Genomic DNA, 18,988 nt, shown 5'->3' on the forward strand with positions numbered 1-18,988 from the left:
GTCAAGAATGGATCGAGCATAAATCCACCTCATAACCGACTGCGACAATCATTCACCTCGCATATGCGACCTTATCGCCCGTTACTTCCCGCTGCGCTTGAACGCGGCCTCCAGCGCCTCGTTGAGGGTGCGCAACACCTTGACCCGGGCCCAGCGCTTGTCATTGGCTTCGACCAGGGTCCAGGGGGATATTTCGGTACTGGTGCGGTCGACCATGTCGCACACCGCCGCCCGGTAGGCGTCCCACTTGTCACGGTTGCGCCAGTCGTCCTCGGTGATCTTGAAGCGCTTGAAGGGGATTTCCTCGCGTTCCTGGAAGCGTTCGAGCTGGGTCTCCTTGTCGATGGCCAGCCAGAACTTGACCACCACCACGCCGGCGTCGGCAATCTGCTCTTCGAAATCATTGATTTCGCCATAGGCCCGCAGCCAATCGGCCCGACTGCAAAAGCCTTCGACCCGTTCCACCAACACCCGGCCATACCAGGAACGGTCGAACACGGTGAACTTGCCCCGCGCCGGAATATGCCGCCAGAACCGCCACATGTAAGGGTGGGCACGTTCCTCTTCGGTGGGCGCGGCAATCGGCACGATGCTGTACTGGCGCGGGTCGAGAGCCGCGGCCACCCGCCGGATCGCGCCACCTTTGCCTGCGGCATCGTTGCCTTCGAACACAGCCACCAGGGCGTGCCGACGCATGCGTTTATCCCGCAGCAAGCCGGCAAACCGGGCCTGCTCGATGATCAGTTGCTCCTCGTAGTCGTCCTTGTCCAGCCGCAAGGTCATGTCCAGGCTGTCGATCAGGGTGATCTGATCATCCAGCGCCGGCAGCGGCGCCACGCTGACCTTTTCCGGCTTGATCTTCGGCCGGTCCAGCGCCTGGCGCATGCCTTCGAGCAGGATCCTGCCGACCGTGAGGCTGCGATAACAGCTGTCCACGCCCTCGATCACATGCCACGGCGCGTAGTCGCGACTGGTCCGGCGCAGCACCCGCTCGCCGTACTTGACGAACTTGTCGTAGGTCTGGGATTGCTGCCAGTCGAGCGGACTGATGCGCCAACTGTGCAACGGATCATCCTTGAGCCCCTTGAGCCGGGCTTTCATCTGCTTCTTGGACAGATGAAACCAGAACTTGAAGATCAACGCGCCTTCATCGCAAAGCATTTTTTCCAGGCGCTCGGCGGCGTTGATCGCCTGATCGAGTCGAGGGTCCTTGAACTCGCCGTGAACGCGACCCTGGAGCATCTGGCTGTACCAGTTGCCGAAGAAAATCCCCATGCGCCCCTTGGCCGGCAGCATCCGCCAGTAACGCCAGGCGGGTGGCCGGGCCAGTTCTTCGTCGGTCTGCTGGTCGAACGTGCGCACTTCGATCAGTCGCGGGTCCATCCACTCGTTGAGCAACTTCACCGTCTCGCCCTTGCCCGCGCCTTCGATCCCATTGATCAGCACAATGACCGGGAAGCGGCTCTGCTGATGCAACTCGAACTGGGCTTCGAGCAGCGCTTCACGCAGTGCCGGGACTTCGGCCTCAAAGATGTCTTTATCGATGGCGTGACCGATTTCGGCGGATTCGAACATAGGCAGCTCCTTCTGGGATTGAGCAAGACTAGCGGATTGGATACGGCCGTGTGTAGGAGCTCCTACGCAGTTAATCAGCCTCGGGCTAGAATAGCGTCCCGGATTTCACCGAGCCTGCCATGCCCCCCGTACAACACCACGCCCAACTCGACTGGGATGACCAGGGTCTGCCCCGTTCTCGGGTGTTCGACGATGTGTATTTCTCCGACCAGTCGGGGCTGGAAGAAACCCGCTATGTGTTCCTTGAACAGAACAACCTGGCCGAGCGCTTCGCCGCGTTGTCGGACCATGGACGGCTGGTGATCGGTGAGACCGGGTTCGGCACCGGGTTGAATTTCCTGTGTGCCTGGCAATTGTTCGAGCAATGCGCGCCCGCCGGGGCGCGAATGCATTTTGTCAGCGTCGAAAAATACCCCTTGAGCCCGCAAGATCTGCACCGCGCCCTCGCCCTGTGGCCGTCACTCAAGCATCAAGCCGATCAATTGCTTGAGCAGTACGTCGCGATCCATCAAGGTTTCCAGCGCCTGACACTGGCGGGCGGACGGGTGACGCTGACGCTGATGATCGGTGACGCCCTGGAGCAGTTACCGCAACTGGACGGACACATCGACGCCTGGTTCCTGGATGGTTTCGCACCGGCCAAGAACCCCGACATGTGGACCGCCGAGCTGTTCGCCGAACTGGCCCGGCTGGCGGCGCCTGGCGCCACCCTGAGCACCTTCACCAGCACCGGTTGGGTGCGGCGATTGTTGAACGCGGCGGGCTTCAAGATGAAACGCACGCCGGGCATCGGGCATAAATGGGAAATTCTGCGGGGCGTGTTCCTCGGCTGGCCGGAGTCAGAGGAGCAGCCCGCCCCTCTCCCGGCAAAACCCTGGTACGCCCGCCCCACGCCGCCCACCGGTGAGCGCCGGGCCCTGGTGATCGGCGGTGGCCTGGCCGGTTGCGCCAGCGCGGCGAGCCTCGCGGCCCGTGGCTGGCAAGTGACGTTACTGGAGCGGCATGCCGGGTTGGCAGAGGAAGCGTCGGGCAACCCCCAGGGGGTGTTGTACCTCAAGCTTTCCGCCCACGGCACGGCGTTGTCGCAGATGATCCTCAGCGGTTTCGGCTACACCCGGCGCTTGCTGGAACACCTGCAACGGGGCCTGGACTGGAACAGCTGCGGCGTCCTGCAGTTGGCCTTCAACCACAAGGAAGCCGAGCGCCAGGCGCAACTGGCCGCGGCGTTCCCGGCCGATCTGCTGCACACCCTGGAGCAACCCGAAGCCGAGGCGGTGTCCGGTATCGGCCTGGCCTGCGGCGGTCTGTTCTACCCCGAAGGGGGTTGGGTACATCCGCCGGCGCTGTGCCGCTGGCAGGCCTCGGGTTCGTCGATCAAGGTGTTGCCTCACCATGAAGTGCTGGATCTGCGCCGCGTCGATGGCCAGTGGCAAGCCTGGGATGGCGAACGCTGCCTGGCCAGCGCACCGGTGGCGATCCTGGCCAGCGCCGCCGAGATCAAGCGTTTCGAAGCGGCCGCCGGCCTGCCCCTCAAGCGCATACGCGGGCAAATCACCCGCCTGCCGCAGACCGTGCGCAGCCAGGGCCTGCGCACGGTGGTCTGCGCCGAGGGCTACGTGGCCCCGCCGCGAATGGGCGAACACACCCTGGGGGCCAGTTTCGACTTCAAGAACGATGACCTGACACCCACCGCCGCCGAACACGCCGGCAACCTGCAAATGCTCGAAGAAATCTCCCTGGACTTGGTAAGCCGCCTGAACGCCAACACCCTGGATCCGGACCGGCTGGAAGGCCGTGCGGCGTTCCGTTGCACCAGCCCGGACTACCTGCCGTTTGTCGGGCCGTTGGCGGACGACCAGGCATTTTCCGAGACGTATCACGCCCTGAGCAAAGATGCCCGTCAGGTCCCGGACAGCCCCTGCCCCTGGCTCGATGGCCTGTACATCAACAGCGGCCACGGCTCCCGCGGCCTGATCACCGCGCCGCTGTCCGGCGAGTTGATCGCCGCCTGGCTGGACAACGAACCCCTGCCCTTGCCCCGGAGCGTGGCCGAGGCCTGCCATCCGAACAGGTTTGCCTTAAGGGCGCTGATCCGCGGCAAGGCCTGACGCAGCTGAACGCCCACCGCCAAACCTGTGGGAGCGAGCCTGCTCGCGATGGCGGTGGATCAGCTGGCTTTAATGTTGACCATGCCGCCGCCATCGCGAGCAGGCTCGCTCCCACAAAGGCCCTACGACATCCCACCAAGCCGCCCCCACCCGTCGGCTTATAACGCATCGATCTAAAACTCACGTCAATCCCACCGGTCAGTTCCAGGGTACCCGCCATTTCGGCGCCCCCCCTCCCCAACGGAAAAACCGGTAAGGACTTATGTGCGGATTAGCTGGAGAGTTACGTTTCGATCAACAACCTGCGGACCTTGCGGCCGTAGAGCGAATGACCCATCACCTGGCCCCTCGCGGTCCCGACGCATGGGGTTTCCATAGCCAGGGCCCGATTGCCCTGGGCCACCGACGCCTGAAGATCATGGACTTGTCCGACGCCTCGGCCCAGCCGATGATCGACAATCAACTGGGCCTGTCCCTGGCCTTCAACGGCGCGATCTACAACTACCCGGAACTGCGAGCCGAGCTGGAAGCGTTGGGCTACGCCTTTTGCTCCGGCGGCGACACCGAAGTGTTGCTCAAGGGCTATCACGCCTGGGGCGAGGCGCTGCTGCCCAAGCTCAACGGCATGTTCGCCTTCGCCATCTGGGAACGCGACGCCAAGCGCCTGTTCATCGCCCGCGACCGTCTCGGCGTCAAACCGTTGTACCTCTCGCGCACTGGCCAGCGCCTGCGCTTTGCCTCGGCGCTGCCGGCACTGCTCAAGGGCGGCGACATCAGCCCGATGCTCGACCCGGTCGCCCTCAATCACTACTTGAACTTCCATGCCGTGGTTCCGGCGCCCCGTACCCTGCTGGCCGGTATTGAAAAACTGCCACCGGCCACATGGATGCGGGTTGAAGCCGATGGCAGTGTCGAGCAGAAAACCTGGTGGACCTTGCCCTACGGCCCGCGGCCCGATGAGCAGGACCTGAACCTGGAAGACTGGATCGACCGCGTGCTCGACAGTACCCGAGAAGCCGTTGCCATTCGTCAGCGGGCCGCTGTGGATGTGGGGGTGCTGCTTTCCGGTGGCGTGGACTCGAGCATGCTGGTGGGCTTGCTGCGTGAAGTCGGCGTGGATGACCTGTCCACGTTCTCCATCGGTTTCCAGGATGCCGGCGGCGAACGGGGTGACGAGTTCCAGTATTCGGACCTGATCGCCAAGCACTACGGCACCCGCCATCACCAACTGCGCATCGATGAAAAAGAGATCATCGAACAACTGCCGGCGGCCTTCCGCGCCATGAGCGAACCGATGGTCAGCCATGATTGCATCGCTTTTTACCTGCTGTCGCGGGAAGTGGCCAAGCATTGCAAAGTGGTGCAAAGCGGCCAGGGCGCCGACGAACTGTTCGCCGGTTACCACTGGTATCCACAGGTGGACGGCGCCAGCGATCCCTACGCGGCCTATCGCGCCGCGTTCTTCGACCGCAGCTACGAGGAATACGCCGCCACCGTGCAACCGAAATGGCTGACGGCCAACGACGCCGCCGGTGACTTCGTCAAAGCGCATTTCGCTCAACCGGGCGCCGATGCGGCGGTGGATAAAGCCCTGCGCCTGGACAGCACCGTGATGCTGGTGGACGACCCGGTCAAGCGTGTCGACAACATGACCATGGCCTGGGGTCTGGAAGCACGCACGCCGTTCCTGGATTACCGGCTGGTGGAACTCTCGGCGCGGGTCCCGGCGAAATTCAAGTTGCCCGACGGCGGCAAGCAAGTCCTCAAGGAAGCCGCCCGGCGGGTGATTCCCGGCGAGGTGATTGATCGCAAGAAAGGCTATTTCCCGGTGCCGGGCCTCAAGCACCTGGAAGGCAACACCCTGGCCTGGGTCCGTGAGCTGCTGCTGGACCCGAGCCAGGATCGCGGCCTGTTCAACCCGGCCATGCTCGACCGCCTGCTCACCGACCCCAACGGTCAGTTGACCCCGCTTCGCGGCTCCCGCCTATGGCAACTGGCGGCGCTGAACCTGTGGCTCAGCGAGCAAGGAATCTGATCGATGAAACCCCATACAACGCTTCACAACCAACGTCTGCTGCGCGGCCAGGCGCCTTCCTATGAACGCTTGCAGGCGCGCCTGGCGGTGGACGGCAGCGAATTGGGCGCCGCTCCCATTGCGGTGCATTGCGGCTGGGGCCGACTATTGATCGGCCACACCTTCCCGGACCCGGCGACCCTGGGCCAGGAGTTGCTCAACGAACAACCCGGCGAGCGCGACATCGCCCTGTACGTCGCGGCCCCCCAACAAGTGCTGGGGCTGGAGCCGGCGCAGTTGTTCCTCGACCCTTCCGACACGCTGCGCCTATGGTTCAGCGACTATCGGCAAGCCACGCGGGTGTTTCGCGGTTTCCGGATTCGCCGGGCCCAGAACGACACCGATTGGCAGGCCATCAACCAGCTCTACCAGGCCCGCGGCATGCTGCCGGTCGATCCCCAGCGCTTGACGCCGCGCCATCAGGGTGGGCCGGTCTACTGGCTGGCCGAAGACGATGACAGCGGCGCAGTCATCGGCAGCGTCATGGGTCTCAATCACCAGAAAGCCTTCAACGATCCGGAAAATGGCAGCAGCCTCTGGTGCCTGGCGGTGGACCCGCAGTGTTCACGGCCCGGTGTCGGAGAAGTGCTGGTACGTCATCTCATCGAGCATTTCATGAGCCGCGGCTTGAGCTATCTCGACCTGTCGGTGCTGCATGACAATCGCCTGGCCAAGAACCTCTACGCCAAGCTCGGTTTCCGCAACCTCTCGACCTTCGCCATCAAGCGCAAGAACGGCATCAACCAGCCGCTGTTCCTGGGGCCTGGGCCGGAGGCTCAGTTCAACCCTTATGCGCGGATCATTGTCGAGGAAGCGCATCGCCGGGGCATCGAAGTGCAAGTGGACGACGCCGAAGGCGGTTTGTTCACCCTGATCCATGGCAGCCGCCGGGTGCGTTGCCGCGAATCCCTGAGCGACCTGACCAGCGCCATCAGCATGACCTTGTGCCAGAACAAGAGCCTGACCCATAAAGTGCTGAAGAACGCCGGCCTGAACCTGCCGGCGCAGCAGTTGGCAGGCAATGCCGACGACAACCTGGCGTTTCTCGATGAACACGAACGGGTGGTGGTCAAGCCGCTGGACGGTGAACAGGGCCAGGGCGTGGCCGTGGACCTGCGCACCATCGAAGACGTGCAGAGCGCCATCGAAGCAGCCCGGCAATTCGATAGCCGAGTGCTGCTGGAAAGTTTTCACGAAGGGCTCGACCTGCGCATCCTGGTGATCAATTTTGAAGTAGTGGCGGCGGCGATCAGGCGTCCCGCGGAAGTCATCGGCGACGGTCAGCACACCATCAGAGCCCTGATCGAGGCCCAGAGCCGTCGACGGCAGGCGGCCACCGGAGGGGAAAGCAAGATTCCGATGGACGCCGAAACCCAGCGCACGCTGAGTGCCGCAGGATACGACTACGACAGCGTGCTGCCGGCCGGCGAGCACCTGTTCGTACGACGCACGGCGAACCTTCATACCGGCGGCGTCCTGGAAGACGTCACCGCTACGCTGCATCCGACCTTGGCCGATGCGGCGGTACGTGCGGCACGCGCCCTGGACATTCCCATGGTTGGCCTCGACCTGCTGGTCCCGGCCGCCGATCAACCGGAATACGTGTTCATCGAAGCCAACGAACGCGCCGGCCTGGCCAATCACGAACCACAACCCACTGCCGAGCGCTTTGTGGATCTGCTGTTTCCCCATAGCCAGGGGGTGGTCTGACACCCCTCCGCCGTGTACTGATCGTTCCCACGCTCGGCGTGGGAAAGCCTCAAGGGACGTTCCGCGTCCAGATGACGCAGAGCGTCAGCGGCTGCATTCCCACGCCGAGCGTGGGAACGATCGGATACTCAACCGTTCAGGAGTTTCCATGATCAGCAAAATCCCCGAACCGAATCTCGAGTACCTGCAAAAAGTCCTGCTGGAAATGCTCGCCATCCCCAGTCCGACCGGTTTCACCGACACCATCGTGCGCTACGTCGCCGAACGCCTTGAAGAGTTGGGTATACCTTTCGAAATGACCCGCCGCGGCACGATCCGCGCCACCCTCAAAGGCCGCAAGAACAGTCCCGACCGGGCTGTATCGGCTCACCTGGACACCATCGGCGCCACGGTGCGGGCCATCAAGGACAACGGTCGCCTGACCCTGGCGCCGGTGGGCTGCTGGTCCAGCCGATTTGCCGAAGGCAGTCGGGTCAGCCTGTTCACCGACACCGGCGTGATCCGCGGCAGCGTGTTGCCCTTGATGGCGTCCGGGCACGCCTTCAACACCGCCGTGGATGAAATGCCCATCAGTTGGGATCACATCGAATTGCGCCTGGATGCGTACTGCGCCACCCGCGCCGATTGCGAAACCCTCGGGGTGGGCATCGGCGATTACGTTGCCTTCGATCCCTTGCCAGAATTCACCGAGAGCGGTCACATCAGCGCTCGCCACCTGGACGACAAGGCCGGGGTTGCGGCGTTGTTGGCGGCGCTCAAGGCGATTGTCGACAGCGGCGAAGAACTGCTGATCGACTGTCACCCCCTGTTCACCATCACCGAGGAAACCGGCAGTGGCGCGGCCGCCGCGCTGCCCTGGGATGTCAGCGAGTTCGTCGGCATCGACATCGCCCCGGTCGCACCCGGCCAGCACTCCAGCGAACACGCCGTGAGCGTGGCGATGCAGGACTCCGGTGGGCCCTACGACTATCACCTGTCACGACATCTGCTGAAACTGGCCAAGGAGAATGAGCTGCCTGCACGCCGCGACCTGTTCCGCTACTACTTCAGCGACGCCCACTCGGCCGTCACTGCCGGCCATGACATCCGCACTGCCTTGCTCGCTTTCGGCTGCGATGCCACCCATGGCTACGAACGCACCCATATCGATAGTCTGGCCGCCCTCAGCCGCCTGCTCGGAGCCTACATCCTCAGCCCACCGGTATTCGCCAGCGATGCACAACCGGCCCAGGGTTCGCTGGATCGCTTCAGCCACCAGCTTGAACACGATGCACAGATGGAAAGCGATACCCGGGTGCCTTCGGTGGATAGCCTGGTGGGACAGCGTTCGGATAATTGACGGAGGACTCTCACTCTCCGGAGACTGCCATCGCGAGCAGGCTCGCTCCCACAGGGTCCATGGCGTAAATCCATTGTGGGAGCGAGCCTGCTCGCGATGAGGCCGAAACGTCCAGCGCAATCCAAGGCTGGCCGCAAGTGCCCATAGCCCGTAGCATTTGCGACATTGTCCAGCCGAGGTACCCCATGCTGATCCCTTACGACCAACTCGAAGTCGACACGCTCACCCGCCTGATCGAGGACTTCGTGACCCGCGACGGCACCGACAACGGTGACGACACGCCCCTGGAAACCCGTGTGCTACGCGTAAGGCAGGCCTTGACCAGAGGCCAGGCGATGATCGTCTTCGACCCGGAGAGCGAGCAGTGTCAGTTGATGCTCAAGCACGACGTGCCCAAGCACCTATTTGACTGAACACGCCTTGCGGGCGACCTGATTCTTCTTTCTCTGGATTTTTTCGTATATCTCGAAGCGATGAACATCGATGTGCCGCGGCGCTTCCACGCCGAACCGCACGGTGGTGCCACTGACCGACAGCACACGAACGGAAATATCATCACCGATGGAAATCAGTTCACCCACGGCACGGCTTAGTACGAGCATGGTTCTTGTCCTTAAGAAGGTCTGGACCTTGACCATGCCCGGCCTGTTTCCTGTTCACAAGACACGGGCGAGAATTCAGTAACCCCCTACAAACAAGACTCTAAGAACTGAAGGAAACGTCCTGCAAAACGGGTCGGACGCGACGCTTTCAGGCCCCGAGAAACGATGTCCATCAGCAAGGTCGGATGGCGCCATCCTGAGGACACCGCATCCCCCGGTCAAGTTGGATTCTGTCGGGCCTTGGCGCGCATCTTGTCGGCCATGACGGTCATTTCGTCGTACAGCAACTGCGGGTTCTTCTGCTTCATCGCCCAGGCCATGCGTCCCTGTTCGTGGGGCAGGATCATGAACTCACCTTGGGCGACCTGCTGGAAGATATAGTCAGCGATGTCGGCGGCGGTAATGGGCGAACTTTCCAGCAACTTGCCCACCTGGGCTTTCATGGCCGGGGTCGGACCACGGAAAGAGTCCAGCAGGTTGGTCTGAAAGAACGACGGACAGACCACGTGCACGCCGATTTCCTGCTGCGCCAGTTCGACCAGCAGGCTTTCCGACAACGCCACCACACCAGCCTTGGCCACGTTGTAGTTACTCATGGCCGGCCCCTGCATCAGCGCCGCCATGGAGGCGATGTTGATGATCTTGCCGCGGCTCTTTTCCAGCAACGGCAGGAACGCCTTGCAGCCCTTGACCACGCCCATCAGGTTGATCGCAATCTGCCAGTCCCAATCCTCCAAGGACAACTCACTGAAGAACCCGCCCGAGGCCACGCCGGCGTTGTTGACGATGATGTCGATGCCGCCAAGTTTCTCTTCGCAGGCCTGGGCGAATGCCGTCAGTTGACTGTAATCACGCACATCGCAGCGTTGGACAAAGCCATCGCCGCCGGCATCGCGCACCAGCCTGAGGGTTTCCTGGAGGCCTGGCTCACTGACATCCGACAAGGCCAGGCGCCAGCCGTCGCGAGCCCAGCGCAGCGCGATTTCGCGGCCCAGGCCCGAGCCGGCGCCAGTGATCATCATGCGATTTTGCATAGGAAACAGCCTTTGTTCCGGGAGAGATGGGCCGAGTGTAGCGAAGGAGACTGCGGGACCCACGCTCCATCAGATTGCTGAATGGCGGGGGCAAACCTTAATAGGTTGCGCAGTTCTGTGGCAGCGGTTTCTGTGGCGAGGGAGCTTGCTCCCGCTCGGTTGCGCAGCAGCCGCAACATCCTGGGGCCACTTCGCAGCCCAGCGGGAGCAAGCTCCCTCGCCACAGGGTTTTGCGGCTACCCGACAGACACTAAAAAACTTTGAATTTTTTACAGGACGTTACGGTCCGACTTATTAAGCCGCCCGGATTTAATGCAGCGTGCTGGCAGTTGAAAGTTGTATCACTCCAAAACTGACCAATAAGGAAATCAACAATGGGCACAATACTCATCATTATCCTGATCCTCCTGCTGATCGGCGGTCTGCCGGTCTTCCCGCACTCCAGAAGTTGGGGTTATGGACCGTCCGGCATCATCGGCGTAGTGTTGGTAGTGCTGTTGATACTACTGTTACTGGGCAAGATATAACTCAATAGCAAAAAAAAGAGGCCTTTTCTTAAAGGCCTCTTTTTTTATGCTGCGTCGTTGATCAGTCCGGCTTGCCATCCACCACGCCGGCGGTGTTATCCAGCAGGCTCTTGGTGGCGGTTTGCAGGAACGATTCAAGTTGCAGCTTCATCTGGGAAGTATCCGGTGCGTCCATGATGACTTCTGCATGCGGATTGGCCCCCAGCTCGTAGCGGAACATCTTCGGTCCCATTTCTTTTTCTTTTGGCAGAACCAGAATCCGGTCGCCTTGGATGATCGCAGTCGTCTGATCACTGCCTGACGGCTTGATTACACCAAACCCCGTGTCGCCTTCGGGCAGGTTCAACAGGTCCCGACCCCAGCACTGGTTGCGCACCTGTCCGCCGATCCGCCCCATGATGGTGGGGACGATGTCGACCTGGGTACCCACAGTGTGGTTACGCTGGCCGAATTTTTCCTGGATGCCAGGACCGATCATCAGCATTGGCACGTTGAAACGGCCCAGGTCCATCTCGGTGATCTGACGTTCGTTACCGAAACCATGGTCGCCCACCACGACGAACAGCGTCTCCTTGAAATAAGGCTCCTTGCGGGCCTTCTCGAAGAACTGGCCCAGCGCCCAGTCAGCGTAGCGCATGGCGGTCAGGTGTTCGTTCAGGCTGCCGCGGTCGGTGACCCGCTCCACCGGCAATGGTGTCGGCAGTGCATACGGCGTGTGGTTGGACAGGGTTTGCAGCAAGGCATAGAACGGCTTGCCGTTTTCCCGCGCCTTGAGCTCGATCAGGCCACGGTCGAACATGTCCTGGTCGGACACGCCCCAGGTCGGATCGGAAAACACCGGGTTGACGAAGTCGTTACGCCCGATGAAGTTGGTCATGCCCTGGTTGCTGAAGAAACCCGACTGGTTGTCCCAGGCAAAATCACCGTTGTAGACATACACGTCGTCGTAGTCACGGGCACTGAGCAGTTGCGGCAAACCCGACAGCTTGTGGCTGCCTTCCGGCGTCTGCATCAAGTACTCGAAACCGGGCAGGTTCGGGAAGCACGCCATGGTGGCGAACATGCCTTGGTGGGTGTGAGTGCCGTTGGAGAAGAAACGGTCGAACAGCAGGCCTTCCTTGGACAGTTTGTCCAGATAAGGCGTGATGTTGCCCGGTGCGCCCAGGGCGCCCACCGAGTGACCGGCCATGCTTTCCATGAGGATCACGACGACGTTCTTGATCGGCAGGGTCTTGTCGGCTGGCGGCGTGTAGTCGCGGCGCACGGCAGCAGTGGCGGTATCCACCAGCTTGTCGTCGGGCAACACCAGCATGTCGCGCACGGTCTGTTGTGCCAGTGGCTGCTCGAGGGTGGCTTTCCAGATGTTGTCGCGGTCTTCGGACATGCGGCTCTTGGCCGCCGCCACCAGCGACAGCGTGCCATTGAGGCCCAGCTGGTTGGCGAAGTTCGAATCGGTGGTATAGACATCGCCCCAACGCAGCGGCGGGCCTTGACGCAAGGTACCACGGGCCGCGACCACAGCCACCAGCAGGCAGACGATGAACACCGCCACCCGGCCGTACCACGGGGCGATCTGGCGCGTGCCGATGCTGCCGCCGCTGAACGGGCCGCGCGGACGGGTTGCACGGTCAGCGCCCTTGAACGCCAGGCTCAGAATGATGGTGCCGCCGGCCCAGGCCAGCAGGTAGCGCACCACCGGGAATCCGTACCAGAGCATGCTCATCACGGTTTTCGGGTCTTCCTTCACATACTGGAAGACCAGGCCGTTGAGGCGCTGGTGGAACTCACGGTAGAAGTCCATCTCCATCAGGCCCAGGAACAGCGCAATGCTGGAGGTGACGGTCAGCCAGAAACGAAAGAAACCTCGGGCCGCCATGGCGCGGGCGCTGAACAGTGCCAGCAACAGCGGGACACTGAGATAGACCACCAGGCGCAGGTCAAAACGCAGGCCATTGGCGAAGGCTTCGACGAAGGTCGACGCCGGGGTGTCGAGGATCATTTGGCGGTTATAGACCAGCAGCGCCACGCGCAGCAGGCTGAACATCACCATCATCACCAAGGCGCAGAGCAATGTGTAGGCCAGGTGCGATTTGACGGTCGGTTGCAGCAGGCGATGCGTGCTTCGCTGCTGACTCAGGGCGTCCGGGATTGCCATGTCGTTTGAGGACCCTATCGGAGTTGGAGTGACAAAAAGTACAAAGGCGCACCCTCTGCTGACCAAAGCCTGGCCCGGGGTTTGCGCAAGAGCGCAGATGTTGCACGAACGGCTACGGCATTGCCATTAAATAACCGGCGGCAATAAAAGCGCTGGAGATTGTCCGCAAGATTTTGTGAAAATTTCGTTCAATGAATATCTGGAAACACAAAATGCCGGGGCCTCCCTAAATATCAGGCGCCCCCTCGCAAAAAGCCCTCAGCCCAATCAGTCGTTACTCGGCTTGTTGATCGCCTGCAACACGTACTGCGGCATGGCAAACGCACCGAGATGAATCTCAGGGTTGTAGTAGCGGGTGACGATGCCACTGCCGATGAACCGCTCATGCAGGGTTTCACGGGAGAGTTTGCGGTAAGCGCTATCAGTCGAGCCCCAGGCGAAGGTCATGGCGCCACCGATGTAAGTCGGCACGGCAGCCTGGTAGAAATGCCAGTCGGCAAACAGGCCTCGCAAGCGGCCGGCGGTGGTCTGCACTTCGCCCAGTTGCATGAATGGCGTGCCGTTCTGGGTTACCAGGATGCCACCGTCGTTCAGGCAGCGATGGCAAGCCTGGTAGAAGTTTTCCGAGAACAGCACCTCACCCGGGCCGATCGGGTCGGTGGAGTCGGAAATGATGACGTCGAACTTCTCTTGGGTGGTGGAGACGAAGCGCATGCCGTCATCGATCACCAGATTCAGTCGCGGGTCGTCGTAGGCACCCTTGGAGTGGTTGGGCAGGAATTCCTTACACATGTCCACCACGGTGCCGTCGATTTCCACCATGGTGATGTGCTCGACACCCAGGTGCTTGGTCACCTCACGCAACATGCCGCCATCACCGCCACCGATGATCAACACGCGCTTGGCCTTGCCGTGGGCAAGGATAGGCACATGGGTCAGCATTTCGTGGTAGATGAACTCATCGGCTTCGGTGGTCTGGATCACCCCATCGAGCGCCATCACCCGCCCCATGCGCGGGTTCTCGAAGATCACCAGGTGCTGGTGCTCGGTACGCACTTCGTGCAGCAGCTTGTCCATCCGGAAACGTTGGCCGTAGCCTTCGTAGAGGGTTTCCAGGTAGTCGCCGGCCGGGGTGGTCGTCATGGTCAGGTGCTCCGATAGCTCACAAAGGCGCGCATTCTACGACGATGGGGATGACAGGTCGAACCTTGAACGCCTGGCCAGACAAAGAACCTGTGGGACCCTCATCACCCTTTAGTGAAACTGGCGCCCCAATCCCCCCGGCACGCCTTCGATGGTGGTGTCTTCCCAAGGCCCGTTCGGGCTGACAGAGCGGCTCCAGCCATTGTTCCAGCGGTAGTAGGTGCGCTGGCGGTAGAAGGTGTTGGGTTGGTTATCCAGCACATAGACCCCAAGCTTGGCGTCCCAGTGGCTGTTGCCCCCGGGGGGCGGGGCGAAACTGGCTGAAGTACGCGGCAGCGGCTTGGCCGGTTTGTTCGGGGTGACCGGTTTGCCCGGCGCGGTGGACGGCACCGGTTTGGTGGTCGGCACCGAAGGCGGAATAGGTGGCAGCGGCGTCGAGGGCTCCGGCGGGCGATGGACCGCACAAGCGCTCAGGCCCAGGACGAGCGTCAGCAGAGTGATACGGGCGATGGCGGTCATGGTGCAAATTCCTGTCATTGGTCCGGGCTGTCGATGGTCAGTTGTTGCGGCGTCGTGGTACTGCTCGCCAGGGGCTGGCTGCGGCCGATCCATTCACCGGAAGTCGGTTGCCCGGCTCGGGAAATACGCGCCACCAGTTGGACTTCAGGGAAGTTCGACAGTTTCAGTTGCGGCATCATCGCGTCCGCATCCCCCAATTCGACGCTGACGGGCAGATCGGCAACCGTCAGGCGCTTGGCCGCCAGTGGCGCAGGCGGACCGGAAACGGCGCGAGCAAAGATGAATACGCTGTCGCCCGGCTGCACCTTGGCCTTGAGCGCAGGCGCCAGGTCGACACGCACCTTGAGCAGCGCGCCGGCCTTCACCGCCGGAGTCTGAGCCACCTTGCCGCCGCTGGCTTGCAGCTTCTCGGTGGCGCGGGCAATACCGCCTTGCAGCGCCTCGCGGGACTTGTCGTCCTCCGGTAGTTGCGCCAGCAGGCGCCCCCAGTAATCGATCGCGTCCTGGTAGCGCTCGCCTTCAAACGCGGCAATGCCCAACAGGCCCAGGCTGGTGACTTCCTTGGGATCGAGCTTCAGGGCCTCGTCGGTCAACGCCTGGACCTTGTCCGACCACTTCTTGCCATCGGCAAAATACTGCGCCTGGGCCCACTGTCCCAGCAGCTCGGGCTGCCGACCCGCCACCGCCACGGTGCGCTCGAAAATCCTTGCCGCATCCGCCGGTCGATCCTGGGCCATGTAGGTACGTCCCAGGAAATACAAGCCCTCGGCGGAGTCCGGTTGTGCCGCCACCGCCCTCTCCAGGCGCCGGGTCATTTCTTCCATGGACTGAGGTGCCTGGGCGAATTCGCGGGTCAGTTCGACCTTGTCGCTCGCGCCAAAATGCAGGTACAAGCCCAGGCCCAGCAATGGCACCAGCACGGCGGCGAGCAGCGGCAACGGCTTGCCCATGCGCGATTCGCGCGGTGCTTCGGCGCCCTCGGTGTCGGCGAGCAGCTCACGGGCGGCTTCGGCGCGCCCCGTGTCCAGTTGCGCGGCGTTAAGCACGCCCTCCGCCTGCTCGGCCTGCAACTCGGCGACACGCTCCTGATACAGCGCCACGTTGAGCGCGGTACGGTCCTCCTCCCGCTGGGCGCGACGGCCCCGCAGCACGGGGATCAACAGGAAACTCAGGGCAATCAGGAGAAGCAGACCTGCGGCGAGCCAGAAATCAATCATGCTTGGTGTTATCCAACAGTTGGTCGAGGCGCTGACGCTCTTCGACGGAAAGCGTGTCCGGGGCGGCGGTGCGCTGCACCCGGCGGCGGCGCACGATCAGCGCGATGACGACGAAGCCGCCAAGCAACAACCCGGCGGGGCCGAACCACAGCAGCGCGGTCTTGGAGGACAGGGCCGGGTTGTAGCGCACGAACTCACCGTAGCGATCCACCATGAAGTCGATGATCTGCTGGTTGTCCTTGCCCTCGCCGAGCATGCGGAAGATTTCCTTGCGCAGGTCGGCGGCAATCGGGGCGTTGGAGTCGGCGATGTCCTGGTTCTGGCACTTGGGGCAGCGCAGTTCCTTGGTCAACTCGCGAAACCGCTCGCGCTCGCCTTCGTTGGCGAATTCGTAGGTGTCGATGGCGGCGTGGGCCACGCCGGCGAGACTCAACCCCAGGACAACGGCGGATAACCAGCGCCTCATGGCTTGGCCTCGTCCACCAGTGCCTGGTATTTGGTCGCCAGCTTTTCGCGCCACACCTGTTCGTCGATCACACCGACGAACTTGTCACGGATGATGCCCTTGGCGTCGATAAAGAAAGTTTCCGGAGCCCCGTAGACCCCGAGATTCAAGCCCAGGGAGCCCGCCTCATCCCGAATGTCCAGTTGATATGGATTGTGGAACTCGGCGAGCCATTTCAAGGCATCGACATTGACGTCCTTGTAATTGACGCCGTAGATCACCACGCCGTTCTCGGCCAGCTTGTTCAGCACCGGGTGCTCGACCCGGCAGGAAATGCACCAGGTGCCCCATACATTGACCAGTGCCGGCTTGCCCAGCAGATCGGCACGGGTCAGGGTCTTGTCGCCCTGCACCGAAGGCAGGGTGAACTCCGGGAACGGTTTGCCGATCATCGCCGAGGGCAACTCGGACGGGTCCAGGAAAAGCCCCCGGTACAGAAAGACCGCCACCACCAGGAACAGCGCCAGCGGCAATACCATCAACCAACGTTTCATGCAGTGGCTCCCGTCACGCCCAGGGCTTCGCGCACCCGGGTTTTCACTTTGACCCGATAACGCCGATCCAGCGCCGCCAGCGCCCCGCCCAGGCCTGTCAGCAGGCCGCCGAACCAGATCCACCGCACGAACGGCTTGACGTGCACCCGCACTGCCCAGGCGCCATCGCCAAGGGACTCACCCAGTGCCACATAGAGGTCGCGGGTGAAGCCGGCGTCGATCCCGGCTTCGGTCATCACCGAATTCTGTACGGTGTAGAGGCGTTTCTCGGGATGCAGCACCGCCACTTCCTGGCCGTCGCGAATGACCCGCACCGTGCCTTTATCGGACGTGAAGTTCGGGCCTTCGAAATGCTTGGCGCCCTCGAAAACAAACTGATAGCCGCCCAGGTCCATGGACTCTCCCGGCGCCAGACGCAGGTCGCGCTCGGCGCTGTTCTGGCTCGATAGCACCACGCCCAGGGCACAGACAGCGATGCCCAGGTGAGCGACCTGCATGCCCCAGTAGCTGCGGGTCAGGGTCGGCAGGCCCTTGACCAGGCCTTTGTGACGGGTCTTGTCGAAGATGTCCCGTACACCGGCCAGCAATACCCAGGCGGCCAGCACGAAGGTCGCCAGCACGGCCCAGTTGAAATCGCCATAAGCGATCCCGGCCACCACCGCCAGGGCGGCGGTGCCCAGCAACACCGGGGTCAGCATGCCCAGCAGCCACTTGACCGGCGTGTCCTTCCAGCGCACCAGCACACCGACCGCCATCACCACCATCAGGATCGCCATCAGTGGAATGAACAGCGCATTGAAGTACGGCGGTCCGACCGACAGCTTGGCCCCGGAGAGCGCATCGAGCACCAGCGGGTACAACGTCCCCAGCAGGATCATCGACGCGGCCACCACCAGCACCAGGTTGTTACCCAGCAGCAGCGTCTCACGGGACCAGAGATTGAAGCCAACCTGGCTCCTGACCACGGGTGCCCGCAGGGCGAACAACGTCAGCGAGCCGCCGACCACGAACAGCAGGAACATCAGGATGAACACACCGCGCTCGGGATCCGAGGCGAAGGCATGCACCGAGGTCAGGACGCCGGAACGCACCAGGAAGGTCCCCAACAAGCTCAGGGAGAACGCGGCGATCGCCAGCAGCACGGTCCAGCTCTTGAACACGCCGCGCTTTTCGGTGACCGCCAGCGAGTGAATCAGCGCCGTGCCCACCAGCCAAGGCATGAACGAGGCGTTTTCCACCGGGTCCCAGAACCACCAGCCGCCCCAGCCCAGCTCGTAGTAGGCCCACCACGAGCCGAGGGTGATACCGATGCCGAGGAAGGCCCAGGCGACGATGGTCCATGGACGCGACCAACGGGCCCAGGCGGCATCGAGGCGACCGCCCAGCAGCGCGGCGATGGCGAAGGCGAAGGCCACGGAAAAGCCGACGTAGCCCATGTAGAGCATCGGCGGGTGAACGATCAGGCCGATGTCCTGCAGCAGCGGATTGAGGTCGCGGCCATCCATCGGCATCTGCGGCAGGATCCGCGCGAACGGGTTGGACGTGACGATCAGGAACAGCAGGAAACCGGTGCTGATCATGCCCATTACCGCCAGTACCCGGGCCAGCATCACCTGGGGCAATTGCCGGGAAAACACCGAGACGGCGAAGGTCCAGCCGGCGAGAATCAAGGCCCAGAGCAGCAGCGACCCTTCATGGGCGCCCCACACCGCACTGAACTTGTAGTACCAGGGCAAGGCGCTGTTGGAGTTGCTCGCGACGTAGGCCACGGAAAAATCATCGGTCATGAAGGCGTAGGTCAGGCAACCGAAGGCGAACACCATGAAAGCGAACTGGCCCCACGCCGCCGGCTGGGCCAGGCTCATCCACAGGCGGTCGCCGCGCCAGGCACCGAGCAGCGGCACCACGGCCTGCACCAGGGCCAGGCACAGGGCCAGGATCATCGCCAGGTGACCCAACTCGGGAATAAAGATGCCAGTGCTCATC

General features: G+C 62.5%; 16 protein-coding genes. 6 read left to right on the top strand and 10 right to left on the bottom strand.

From position 1 onward, the window contains the following. Window positions 1–81 precede the first annotated feature (81 nt). Window positions 82–1,575, bottom strand: coding sequence for a polyphosphate:AMP phosphotransferase (gene pap / locus CGA22_RS03600; RefSeq protein ID WP_041024546.1), 1,494 nt, complete (start codon window positions 1,573–1,575; stop codon window positions 82–84). Between the two features lie 119 nt (window positions 1,576–1,694). Here pap and mnmC point away from each other — a divergent pair, with 119 nt between their 5' ends. From mnmC to CGA22_RS03625, 5 genes are all read left to right on the top strand, one after another. Beyond that, a complete protein-coding gene (gene mnmC, locus CGA22_RS03605) occupies window positions 1,695–3,683 on the top strand; it encodes a bifunctional tRNA (5-methylaminomethyl-2-thiouridine)(34)-methyltransferase MnmD/FAD-dependent 5-carboxymethylaminomethyl-2-thiouridine(34) oxidoreductase MnmC (RefSeq protein ID WP_041024545.1) in 1,989 nt (662 codons plus the stop codon). A gap of 262 nt (window positions 3,684–3,945) precedes the next feature. Further along, complete coding sequence (locus tag CGA22_RS03610; protein WP_188258480.1) at window positions 3,946–5,718, top strand: N-acetylglutaminylglutamine amidotransferase; 1,773 nt, start codon at window positions 3,946–3,948, stop codon at window positions 5,716–5,718. Window positions 5,719–5,721: 3 nt separating this feature from the next. Further along, window positions 5,722–7,467: an N-acetylglutaminylglutamine synthetase gene (gene ngg, locus CGA22_RS03615; RefSeq protein ID WP_041022240.1), complete on the top strand. Its 1,746-nt coding sequence runs from the start codon at window positions 5,722–5,724 to the stop codon at window positions 7,465–7,467. A 148-nt stretch (window positions 7,468–7,615) separates the two neighbouring features. Continuing rightward, complete coding sequence (locus CGA22_RS03620) at window positions 7,616–8,806, top strand: osmoprotectant NAGGN system M42 family peptidase (protein ID WP_041022239.1); 1,191 nt, start codon at window positions 7,616–7,618, stop codon at window positions 8,804–8,806. A 185-nt stretch (window positions 8,807–8,991) separates the two neighbouring features. Then, entirely contained in the window at window positions 8,992–9,219 is a 228-nt protein-coding gene (locus tag CGA22_RS03625) for a YheU family protein (protein WP_041022241.1), read from the top strand. Here CGA22_RS03625 and csrA read toward each other — a convergent pair. Both csrA and CGA22_RS03635 read right to left on the bottom strand, forming a co-directional pair. Then, complete coding sequence (csrA, locus tag CGA22_RS03630) at window positions 9,208–9,408, bottom strand: carbon storage regulator CsrA (protein WP_041022238.1); 201 nt, start codon at window positions 9,406–9,408, stop codon at window positions 9,208–9,210. The two genes, CGA22_RS03625 and csrA, sit on opposite strands and share 12 nt — an antisense overlap. Window positions 9,409–9,626: 218 nt before the next feature. Then, on the bottom strand, window positions 9,627–10,442 hold the full coding sequence (locus tag CGA22_RS03635; protein ID WP_041022237.1) for an SDR family oxidoreductase: 816 nt from the start codon (window positions 10,440–10,442) through the stop codon (window positions 9,627–9,629). A 374-nt stretch (window positions 10,443–10,816) separates the two neighbouring features. Between CGA22_RS03635 and CGA22_RS03640 the strand changes: the two genes are divergently transcribed. Then, window positions 10,817–10,969, top strand: coding sequence for a DUF3309 family protein (locus CGA22_RS03640; protein WP_018606531.1), 153 nt, complete (start codon window positions 10,817–10,819; stop codon window positions 10,967–10,969). A 61-nt stretch (window positions 10,970–11,030) separates the two neighbouring features. Here CGA22_RS03640 and CGA22_RS03645 read toward each other — a convergent pair whose 3' ends face one another. The 7 genes from CGA22_RS03645 to CGA22_RS03675 all read right to left on the bottom strand — a co-directional run bounded on the left by CGA22_RS03645 (window position 11,031) and on the right by CGA22_RS03675 (window position 18,987). Beyond that, window positions 11,031–13,124, bottom strand: a complete 2,094-nt coding sequence (locus tag CGA22_RS03645; protein ID WP_041022235.1) for an LTA synthase family protein — start codon at window positions 13,122–13,124, stop codon at window positions 11,031–11,033. A gap of 267 nt (window positions 13,125–13,391) precedes the next feature. Further along, window positions 13,392–14,267 (bottom strand): polyamine aminopropyltransferase, encoded by an 876-nt coding sequence (gene speE / locus CGA22_RS03650; protein WP_041022234.1) that lies wholly within the window; start codon window positions 14,265–14,267, stop codon window positions 13,392–13,394. A gap of 111 nt (window positions 14,268–14,378) precedes the next feature. Next, window positions 14,379–14,786: a hypothetical protein gene (locus tag CGA22_RS03655; protein ID WP_041022233.1), complete on the bottom strand. Its 408-nt coding sequence runs from the start codon at window positions 14,784–14,786 to the stop codon at window positions 14,379–14,381. Between the two features lie 14 nt (window positions 14,787–14,800). Beyond that, a complete protein-coding gene (gene ccmI, locus CGA22_RS03660; protein WP_041022232.1) occupies window positions 14,801–16,003 on the bottom strand; it encodes a c-type cytochrome biogenesis protein CcmI in 1,203 nt (400 codons plus the stop codon). Next, complete coding sequence (locus CGA22_RS03665) at window positions 15,996–16,469, bottom strand: cytochrome c-type biogenesis protein (protein ID WP_041022231.1); 474 nt, start codon at window positions 16,467–16,469, stop codon at window positions 15,996–15,998. Before CGA22_RS03665 ends, ccmI begins: the two co-directional genes overlap by 8 nt. Further along, window positions 16,466–17,002: a DsbE family thiol:disulfide interchange protein gene (locus CGA22_RS03670; protein ID WP_041022230.1), complete on the bottom strand. Its 537-nt coding sequence runs from the start codon at window positions 17,000–17,002 to the stop codon at window positions 16,466–16,468. The genes CGA22_RS03665 and CGA22_RS03670 overlap by 4 nt, the downstream gene beginning before the upstream one ends. After that, window positions 16,999–18,987, bottom strand: coding sequence for a heme lyase CcmF/NrfE family subunit (locus CGA22_RS03675; protein WP_041022229.1), 1,989 nt, complete (start codon window positions 18,985–18,987; stop codon window positions 16,999–17,001). The genes CGA22_RS03670 and CGA22_RS03675 overlap by 4 nt, the downstream gene beginning before the upstream one ends. Window position 18,988 lies beyond the last annotated feature (1 nt).

This window comes from Pseudomonas sp. PSB18 (genome assembly GCF_014596565.1).
Classification (GTDB): Bacteria; Pseudomonadota; Gammaproteobacteria; order Pseudomonadales; family Pseudomonadaceae; genus Aquipseudomonas.

Coding starts and splice junctions, on each gene's coding strand:
- CGA22_RS03675 (WP_041022229.1), bottom strand. CDS start 18,987: ATGAGCACTGGCATCTTTATTCCCGAGTTGGGTCACCTGGCGATGATC.
- CGA22_RS03635 (WP_041022237.1), bottom strand. CDS start 10,442: ATGCAAAATCGCATGATGATCACTGGCGCCGGCTCGGGCCTGGGCCGC.
- speE (WP_041022234.1), bottom strand. CDS start 14,267: ATGACGACCACCCCGGCCGGCGACTACCTGGAAACCCTCTACGAAGGC.
- CGA22_RS03625 (WP_041022241.1), top strand. CDS start 8,992: ATGCTGATCCCTTACGACCAACTCGAAGTCGACACGCTCACCCGCCTG.
- CGA22_RS03665 (WP_041022231.1), bottom strand. CDS start 16,469: ATGAGGCGCTGGTTATCCGCCGTTGTCCTGGGGTTGAGTCTCGCCGGC.
- CGA22_RS03620 (WP_041022239.1), top strand. CDS start 7,616: ATGATCAGCAAAATCCCCGAACCGAATCTCGAGTACCTGCAAAAAGTC.
- CGA22_RS03670 (WP_041022230.1), bottom strand. CDS start 17,002: ATGAAACGTTGGTTGATGGTATTGCCGCTGGCGCTGTTCCTGGTGGTG.
- CGA22_RS03655 (WP_041022233.1), bottom strand. CDS start 14,786: ATGACCGCCATCGCCCGTATCACTCTGCTGACGCTCGTCCTGGGCCTG.
- CGA22_RS03610 (WP_188258480.1), top strand. CDS start 3,946: ATGTGCGGATTAGCTGGAGAGTTACGTTTCGATCAACAACCTGCGGAC.
- pap (WP_041024546.1), bottom strand. CDS start 1,575: ATGTTCGAATCCGCCGAAATCGGTCACGCCATCGATAAAGACATCTTT.
- mnmC (WP_041024545.1), top strand. CDS start 1,695: ATGCCCCCCGTACAACACCACGCCCAACTCGACTGGGATGACCAGGGT.
- CGA22_RS03640 (WP_018606531.1), top strand. CDS start 10,817: ATGGGCACAATACTCATCATTATCCTGATCCTCCTGCTGATCGGCGGT.
- ngg (WP_041022240.1), top strand. CDS start 5,722: ATGAAACCCCATACAACGCTTCACAACCAACGTCTGCTGCGCGGCCAG.
- CGA22_RS03645 (WP_041022235.1), bottom strand. CDS start 13,124: ATGGCAATCCCGGACGCCCTGAGTCAGCAGCGAAGCACGCATCGCCTG.
- ccmI (WP_041022232.1), bottom strand. CDS start 16,003: ATGATTGATTTCTGGCTCGCCGCAGGTCTGCTTCTCCTGATTGCCCTG.
- csrA (WP_041022238.1), bottom strand. CDS start 9,408: ATGCTCGTACTAAGCCGTGCCGTGGGTGAACTGATTTCCATCGGTGAT.